Raw genomic sequence first — 7,467 nt, forward strand, 5'->3', positions numbered from 1 at the left:
CCTCTGGCCTGCCGGCCATCTCCCCCTCAAGGGGGGAGATCGACTGCGCCACTGTTGGCGCCAGCTCTTCCGCCAGCCGCTTGATCCGCTCCACCCGCTCGCCTTGCGTGCCGAGCTTGGCGTGGAAAGTCACCCCGAGATGGTCGAGGCGGGCCATGCGTTGGTCGAGCGGCTTTTTCAGATCGAGGCCGAACTTTTTCGCCGATGCCTCGAGCTCTCCCAGATCGGGCAGATCGCCCTGGTCGGTCTTCCAGAAATACAGCGCATCCGACAGGCGGGCGCGCACCACCTTGCCGTTGCCGTGCGCGATCTCCTTGCCGCCGTCTTTCGCCTCGATGTTGGCGGTGAGGATGAAGCGGTTGGAAAGGTTTTCGCCGTCGCCTTGCGGACGGGTGACAAAGCATTTCTGGTTGGCACGGATGGTCAGCCGGACCACCTCGGGCGGAATGGCGAGAAAGGCCTGCTCGTATTCGCCCATCAGCACCACCGGCCATTCGACCAGGCCCGACACTTCTTCCAACAACCCTTCGTCCTCGACCAGATCGAGCCCGTTGGCGAAGGCGAGGTTGCGGGCGTCGGCAAGGATGATCTCCTTGCGCCGGTCGCCGTCGAGCACGACCTTGGCTGCTTCCAGCTTGGTCACGTAATCGTCGAAGCGACGCACGGTGATTTCACCCGGCGCCATGAAACGATGGCCGTAGGTGATATTGCCCGAGCGGATGCCATCGATCTCGAAATCGACCACCACCGGCTCCTCGGTCTCCGGGCCGAAGGTGCACAGAATCGTCTGCAGCGGCCGCACCCAGCGCAGCGAACCGGGCTTGGCTGAAGCCGGCCCCCAGCGCATCGATGTCGGCCAGGGGAAGCCGCGAATGATGGCCGGCACCAGTTCGGCGATGATTTCTTCCGCCGCCCTGCCCGGCTTCGAAATATGGGCGACGTAGAAATCGCCCTTCTTCGGATCGGAATGAACATGCGCCTCGGCAACCGAGGCAAGGCCTGCCTTGCGCAGAAAACCCTGCACCGCCTGTTCCGGCGCCGTCGTCGACGGCCCCTTGATCTCCTCGTGGATATCCTTCGAGCGCGCGGTCAGGCCCCTGACATCGAGCGCCAGGCGCCGCGGCGTCCAGTATTCGCGCCCGGCGTCATAGGTCAGACCCGCCTCGACCAGACCGTCGGTCAGCATCTTCCTGAGATCGCCCGCCGCCTTGCGCTGCATGCGGGCGGGAATTTCCTCGGAACGAAGTTCGAGCAAAAGATCCGGCATCAGAGTTTCTCCACCCGCATGCCTTCTTCCTGATTGCGCGTCCTCGCGCCTCCGGCGCTGCGGGCGCGCGGCCGGGCGGGAATCTCTTCCGAGCGGAGTTCTAGAAGCAGATCAGGCATAGTTAGGCTCCCACCCTCCCCTCGATGGGGAGGGTCGGCGCGCAGCGCCGGGGTGGGGTGGCGACCTCTCTGCCGCCGATACCTTCGGCACCATCGCGCAAACGCAGGTGTGATTTTCGTTCTTCCACCGCCGCATAGATCGTATCGAGCACGGAATCCAGTTCGTTTTTGATTTCATGGTTCCAGAAGCGGATGACTCGATAACCCTGGCTCTCAAACCATTTCGTTCGACGTTCGTCATGGTGCTGTTGGTCATCGAAGCTGTGATGGACACCGTCCACCTCAATGATCAGCTTCAGCCGGTGGGAGGTGAAATCAGGGAAGTAAACGCCTACCGACGCCTGCCTGCGAAAATGAGTGCCTTCTACTGGAATGCGCCACAGATGCCGCCACAGGATGCGTTCCTCGTCGGTCATCGCCGCGCGAAGCCTTTGCGCAGACTGCAGCTTGAATCGACCGAGTTTTGGCATGGAACGTCGCGCTGTCACCCCCTCCCCCATCTAGGGGGAGGTAAGAGGGCATAGCAACTCGGCTGACCGCTGTTTCCAGAAATTTTGACCGCCCCTGTCGGGCCGCAACCAGCCCGCCCGTCCTTGGATCAAAGATTTCCATGAACCAAACGCAGCGCTGAAGCGACCAACGCTCAGGCAGGGACCTATTGGCTGAACGACCATGAAAACGGCATCGAGACTTCTCCAGATCATCGCGCTCAGCGCCTGTTTCGCAGCGCAGGTGCATGGCGCCTTCTCGATGCCGGGCGTACGGCAGGCTATGCGGACCATGGCGGGATCGACTGGCCAGTTCTCGGCGCCAATCAACATTTCCCCCGAAATGATAAAGTGAGCCTGAACCTCAGGCGGCGAGGCCGCCGGCCTGGGTTTGGAGGAACGCCTCGCCGCAGGCCTTCGCCAGATTGCGCACCCGCAGGATGTAGCTCTGCCGCTCGGTCACCGAAATCACGCCGCGCGCGTCGAGCAGGTTGAAGACGTGGCTGGCCTTGATGCACTGGTCATAGGCCGGGAAGACCATGCGGTGCATCGGCAGATTGTCGTTCGAAGCCGGGGCGCCGGCCGCGAGCAGCGCCTTGCATTCGGCTTCGGCGTCCTCGAAATGCCTGAGCAGCATGGCGGTGTTGGCATATTCGAAATTGTGCCTGGAATATTCCTGCTCGGCCTGCAGGAAGACATCGCCATAGGTGACTTTTTCGGCGCCTTCTCGGCCATTGAAGTTGAGGTCGTAGACATTGTCGACGCCCTGCACATACATGGCCAGCCGCTCCAGGCCGTAGGTCAGTTCTCCCGCCACCGGCGCGCATTCGATGCCGCAGACCTGCTGGAAATAGGTGAACTGCGACACTTCCATGCCGTCGCACCAGCACTCCCAGCCGAGCCCCCAGGCGCCAAGCGTCGGGCTTGCCCAGTCGTCCTCGACGAAGCGAATGTCGTGCAGCAACGGATCGAGGCCGATCGCCTTGAGCGAGCCGAGATAAAGCTCCTGCAGGTTCGGCGGATTGGGCTTCAGGATCACCTGGTATTGGTAATAATGCTGCAGCCGGTTGGGGTTTTCGCCATAGCGGCCGTCTTTCGGCCGGCGCGAGGGCTGGACGTAGGCGGCGTTCCAGCCCTTGGGCCCGAGCGCGCGCAGCGTGGTGGCCGGATGGAAGGTGCCGGCGCCGACTTCCATGTCGTAAGGCTGCAGGATGACGCAGCCATAGGCGGCCCAGTAATTGTGCAGGGTCAGGATCAGCCCCTGGAACGAGCGGCTGGGATGCATATGGGCTGGACTGTCTGACGTCACGGCGGCCTCGGAAAGCGCTGAAATGATGACATTCCCTAGTTGCCGGGCCGGCAAGCGTCAAGGCAGCGCCTATCGCCGCCTTGATGAGAGGTTGAACGCTTTGCTTCGGACTGGCCCATTGCCGGACGGTGCCGGTGGCCGTTTGCTCGCCCAGCTTCAACGACAAAGGTTCAGCCATGCAAGGCCAGCTCACCGTACGCCCCGTCACCCGAGAGGATTACGAGCAATGGCTGCCGCTGTGGGACGGCTACAATGCGTTTTACGGCCGCTCGGGCGAGACCGCCCTGCCCGGTGACATCACTGCAATGACATGGTCGCGCTTCTTCGATGCCTATGAGCCGATGCATGCGCTGGTCGCCGAGAGCGAAGGCAAGCTTCTCGGCCTTGTCCACTATCTCTATCACCGCACCACGACGGCGATTTCGCCGAACTGCTATCTGCAGGATCTCTTCACCAATGAGGCGTCGCGCGGCAAGGGCGTCGGCCGGGCACTGATCGAAGACGTCTATACCAGGGCGCAAACCGCAGGCTCCAGCCGCGTCTACTGGCTGACACACGAAACCAACCACACGGCAATGAAGCTCTACGACAAGATCGGCGATCTCTCGGGGTTCGTCGTCTACCGAAAGCTGTTCTAGAATGAGCGCCAACGCTGGAGATTGGCTGAAAGCCTTCCCGACTTCGTCATTCCAGGGCGAAGCAGCCGCGAAGCGGCGTCGCGCAGACCCTGGCATCCATTCCGTGACCTTGATCGAAGAACGCAGCGGAGCAGAATTCTGCACCCTCGCAACCCCTTAAGGTCACGGCATGGATTCTATGGTCTGCGCCGCGTCGCTTCGCTCCTTGCTCCGCCACAGCATGATGATCGCGATAGGGCGTCTCTATCTCTTTGTTCTGTCGCAATTCCGAACGGAAAACCGCGCACACTTTTCCTGGAATTGCTCTAAGACGCCAAGCCGAAACAAAAACGGGGCTCAGCGAGCCCCGTTTCATCAGAAGTATGGCCCGATCACCCTTTCGGCGCTGGCGGGGTGGCCGGCTTGACCTTCGGGGTTTCCTGCGCCGTGTTGGATTCGATCGGCGGCAGGCCCTTCATCAGCTTCTGCTGCAAAATGGCAAGCACATCGGGATCCGGCTTCAGGTCGCGCGCCTGGTTCCACTGGAAAGTGGCTTCGAGCTTGCGGCCGACGCGCCAATAGGCATCGCCGAGATGGTCGTTGAGCACCGGATCTTCCGGCTTGAGCGACACGGCGCGCTCCATTTCGCGCACGGCGTCGTCGAACCGGCCCATGCGGAAATAGGCCCAGCCCAGCGAATCGACGATGTAGCCGTCGCTCGGCCTGAGGTCGACGGCCTTCTGGATCATCGCCAGGCCTTCCTTGAGGTTCATGTTCATGTCGACCCAGGAATAGCCGAGATAGTTCAGTACCTGCGGCTGGTCGGGGAACAGCTCAAGCGCCTTGAGGAAGTTCGGTTCGGCTTTTGGCCATTCCTTCAGCCGCTCATAGGCGATGCCGCGCTGATAGTAGATGTTCCAGTTGGCATTGGTCGGCGTCTTCAGCACCGCGACCGCCTTGTCGTAGAGAGTGGCGGCGGAGCGGAAATCCTCCTTCGAGGCATAGACCCCGCCCAGCGCCAGATAGGCGCGCATGTCATCGGGGTGAGCTTCGACGAATGCCTTCAGATGGGCGATCGCCTCGTCGTGACGGTTGAGATCGGCAAGGTTGAGGCCGAGCTGCAGGTCGGAAAGCTCCTTCAGCGGCGAGGAGGCTGGAATGCGGCTATAGAGCGCAATGGCGCCTTCGCCGTCCTTCAGCTGCTCCGCGACGGCGGCAAGCTGCACCAAAGCGGCGTCGCTGTCGGGCTTGAGCGCGAGCGCATATTGCAGATAGAGGCGCACGAACGGCTCGCCGCCGCCGCGATTGAGCGCGATGGCGAGGTCGAGCAGGATTTCAGCGGCGCCCTCGGAGGGACTGGCGACGAAGGGCTCGATCTTGTCGCCCTTGCTGATCCTGTCGCGAAGCGCCTGGATGTCGAGCTTGCCGGGCGCGAACGCCTCGGCCTTGTCGAGCACGTAGAGCGCCTTGTTCTTGTTGCCCTTGCGCGCCAGGAAAGACGCGTAGGCCTGGGCGTTGCGCATCCATGTCTCGGGCGCGGCACCGCCGGCCGTGACGTCGGTCAGGGTCGCGTCATAAAGCGCGTCGGCCTTGTCGGACAGGCCTGCGGCATCGGCGATCAGCGCGCGGTGGAAGGACTTGAACAGGCCGAACCAGTCCGGCCCCTGCAGTTTGTCGATCGAGGCCATCGCCCCGGTGGGGTCGCCGGCGCCCTCTTGTGCCCAGCCGGACATGACGCCGGAAATCAGCCGGTCGAGATCGGATTCGAGCGACAGCTTGAGCCAGTACTGCGCCTTGGTGAAATCCTTCTTGTGGAAGGAATCGACCGCCAGAGCCAGACGCGAGAAGCGCTCGACGTCGGGAACTGCCTTGAGCTTGTCGGCATAGACCAGCGATTCCTCGAAGCGGCCTTGCGCGATCAGCGACAGCATCAGGCTTTGCTGCAGCGAGGTGTCGCCGGGATTGAAGGCGAGCGCCTGCTTGTAATAAGCGATGGCGTTGTCGAGGTCGTTGTCGCCTTCGGCGATGCGGGCGGCGAGATAGGCGCCCGAGAAGGAGGTGATCTTGACCGGGTCGGTCGATTCCTTGGCGTAGGCAGGCAGCGGAGAAATCGCCATCCCTGCCACAATTGCCAGCCCCGCGAGCCAGCGCGCACGTCCTTGCCGCATCGTATCCCTTTCAGCCAAGCGCCATCCCGCGTCGGCGCGGAGAAGCCATAGACTCGATGTTTCCTGCCAAAGCATGGCCTTTTTGGGGTCAGGCTTCAATCGGGGCCGAATTCACAATCGGGTAACCCGATTAACAAACCATGGCGACGCAGACACTGTCGGTTCCGACAATAGCAGATCGGGGTTGGGAGCTACAGCCTGACATCGCGATATCCGCCTGCCGCTATCGTGCTGCACAGGCCGGCCCACTCGCAACCCTGGCAGGCCTCACGCGTCACGCCGGCTGAAAAGGCCGCGCGCAAGGCGGCAAGCGTTGCCGCGTCGAGGCTGAGACGGACGCCCGCCTCGATGGGCCGGGCCAGCAGCTCGCCGACATCGCGTGCTGCCAGCTCGTCCCGGCCTGCGGCGCTTTCGCGCAAGCAGTGGGGCTCGGCCTCGCCGAGCAGCGGCCAGCAGATGTCGTCGGGGCCGGAGACGATCAGAATATCCTCGCCCCGGCCCAGACGTTTCGCGATCACGTCAAAATTGGCGACGAAGGCTCCGCTGTAGCCTTTGCCGACATAGGTCAGCAGGCAAAGCAGATGGTGGGAGCGCAACCTGACGGTCATCGGTCAGGACGCGATGGCGGAGCCTGTTCCATCCCGATGGTATCGGGATGGGGCTCCATCTTTTTGTTTGAGCATGATCTCTTCCGAAAACCGGACTCATTTTTCGGGATCATGCTCCTGCCGGGTCCGCCTTGCCGGAAAACAGCTTGAGCGTCGCGGCGCCGAGCGCCGATTTCAACAGGCCGCCGACGAGGAACGGCAGGAAACCGAAGGCGATGGCCTGTTCGAGGCCGATCATGACGGCGAGCCAGGCCGTTCCGAGAACCAGGCAGGTGAGGTTGCCGAGGACCATGCCGGCGAAGGCGAGCAGCACGCGGTTGCCGTTCCAGCCGCGTTCGGCCAGCCAGCCGACAAGCGCGCCGACGAGCGGGAAGGCGAAGAGATAACCGCCCGTTGCCCCGACGAAATACGACGCGCCCGCTGCCCCTCCGGACAGGACAGGAAAGCCCATGGCGCCCTCGGCGAGCCAGGCGATGATGGTCATGGCGCCAAGCCGCCAGCCATAAAGTGCGCCGACCAGCGTCACGGCGAAGGTCTGCATGGTGACCGGCACCGGCACCATCGGCACCTCGATCTGGGACGACAGCGCCAGAAACAGCGTACCGAGGACGACGGCCGCGGCCTGCCAGCTATGCGAGCGGGTTTGCAGGCGCAACGGGCTGAAGGACGGCTTGGACGGCGAAAAGGCGATGTCGGTCATGGCTGCTTCCCTGGCTGGTTGAATTATAGATAATTTTGTTGTTCGATCTATTATCGAATCCATATTTGCGCGGGAATGGCAACCCTCACCCCTAAAAAGGCTTGGGCTTGCGTGTCGAATAAAGGACATTTGGAAAGGCTGGCGGGACAGCACCCCCCTCTGGCCTGCCGGCCATCTTGCGGGGGAGATGT

At 62.5% G+C, this 7,467-nt stretch carries 7 protein-coding genes; 1 reads left to right on the forward strand and 6 read right to left on the reverse strand.

What is annotated here, in order from left to right:
* The 3 genes from glyS to NKI61_RS31575 form a co-directional block, all read right to left on the reverse strand.
* Positions 1-1,267: glycine--tRNA ligase subunit beta (gene glyS / locus NKI61_RS31565; RefSeq protein ID WP_352842277.1), on the reverse strand; the 1,267-nt coding region annotated here is incomplete at its 3' end.
* Between the two features lie 121 nt (positions 1,268-1,388).
* Positions 1,389-1,856: an endonuclease domain-containing protein gene (locus tag NKI61_RS31570; RefSeq protein ID WP_352842279.1), complete on the reverse strand. Its 468-nt coding sequence runs from the start codon at positions 1,854-1,856 to the stop codon at positions 1,389-1,391.
* A 382-nt stretch (positions 1,857-2,238) separates the two neighbouring features.
* On the reverse strand, positions 2,239-3,183 hold the full coding sequence (locus NKI61_RS31575) for a glycine--tRNA ligase subunit alpha (protein WP_352842281.1): 945 nt from the start codon (positions 3,181-3,183) through the stop codon (positions 2,239-2,241).
* A 176-nt stretch (positions 3,184-3,359) separates the two neighbouring features.
* Here NKI61_RS31575 and NKI61_RS31580 point away from each other — a divergent pair, with 176 nt between their 5' ends.
* Entirely contained in the window at positions 3,360-3,821 is a 462-nt protein-coding gene (locus tag NKI61_RS31580; RefSeq protein ID WP_023684366.1) for a GNAT family N-acetyltransferase, read from the forward strand.
* Between the two features lie 371 nt (positions 3,822-4,192).
* On the opposite strand, the gene NKI61_RS31585 is transcribed toward NKI61_RS31580, so the two are convergent.
* The 3 genes from NKI61_RS31585 to NKI61_RS31595 all read right to left on the reverse strand — a co-directional run bounded on the left by NKI61_RS31585 (position 4,193) and on the right by NKI61_RS31595 (position 7,276).
* Positions 4,193-5,968 carry a tetratricopeptide repeat protein gene (locus tag NKI61_RS31585; RefSeq protein ID WP_023709651.1) on the reverse strand — a complete coding sequence of 592 codons (1,776 nt, stop codon included), beginning with the start codon at positions 5,966-5,968 and terminating at the stop codon, positions 4,193-4,195.
* Positions 5,969-6,159: 191 nt separating this feature from the next.
* A complete protein-coding gene (locus NKI61_RS31590) occupies positions 6,160-6,576 on the reverse strand; it encodes a DUF1284 domain-containing protein (protein WP_352842283.1) in 417 nt (138 codons plus the stop codon).
* A gap of 109 nt (positions 6,577-6,685) precedes the next feature.
* Positions 6,686-7,276, reverse strand: a complete 591-nt coding sequence (locus tag NKI61_RS31595) for a biotin transporter BioY (protein WP_023738467.1) — start codon at positions 7,274-7,276, stop codon at positions 6,686-6,688.
* Between the last annotated feature and the right edge of the window lie 191 nt (positions 7,277-7,467).

The organism is Mesorhizobium sp. M0514, from assembly GCF_040321145.1.
In the GTDB taxonomy this organism is placed as follows: Bacteria; Pseudomonadota; Alphaproteobacteria; order Rhizobiales; family Rhizobiaceae; genus Mesorhizobium.

What these genes read in the sequence shown, in the direction of transcription:
- NKI61_RS31570 (WP_352842279.1), bottom strand. Translation starts at nt 1,856, where the DNA reads ATGCCAAAACTCGGTCGATTCAAGCTGCAGTCTGCGCAAAGGCTTCGC.
- NKI61_RS31580 (WP_023684366.1), top strand. Translation starts at nt 3,360, where the DNA reads ATGCAAGGCCAGCTCACCGTACGCCCCGTCACCCGAGAGGATTACGAG.
- NKI61_RS31585 (WP_023709651.1), bottom strand. Translation starts at nt 5,968, where the DNA reads ATGCGGCAAGGACGTGCGCGCTGGCTCGCGGGGCTGGCAATTGTGGCA.
- NKI61_RS31590 (WP_352842283.1), bottom strand. Translation starts at nt 6,576, where the DNA reads ATGACCGTCAGGTTGCGCTCCCACCATCTGCTTTGCCTGCTGACCTAT.
- NKI61_RS31595 (WP_023738467.1), bottom strand. Translation starts at nt 7,276, where the DNA reads ATGACCGACATCGCCTTTTCGCCGTCCAAGCCGTCCTTCAGCCCGTTG.